At 69.9% G+C, this 236-nt stretch carries 1 protein-coding gene; it reads right to left on the bottom strand.

Annotated elements, in window-relative coordinates:
- On the bottom strand, window positions 1-236 hold a 236-nt coding region (locus R0J92_RS26580), incomplete at both ends, for a hypothetical protein (RefSeq protein WP_411053888.1).

Raw genomic sequence — 236 nt, 5'->3', positions numbered from 1 at the left:
ATAGCCTGCCACGCGATATGCGCGTGGTCCGCCGCCTCCAGCTGTATGGGCTCGATCTTGTAGCCGAGGTCGGCCAGCGTCGCCACGGCCGCGTCGAACGCCTGGGCGACAGCGGGGTCTAATGGGAAGCCGGGGACCTCCGCGACCCGCAGGACCCCCGGGTCCACTCGCGTTTCCCGGTACGCGAAGCTCGCGGATACGCTCGTCGAATCACGCGCATCGCCGCCCGCGAGGAC

The sequence above is a fragment of the Tritonibacter sp. SIMBA_163 genome, assembly GCF_046535935.1.
GTDB classification, from domain to species: Bacteria; Pseudomonadota; Alphaproteobacteria; order Rhodobacterales; family Rhodobacteraceae; genus Epibacterium; species Epibacterium scottomollicae.
This window is presented reverse-complemented; position numbering and strand designations above follow the sequence as displayed.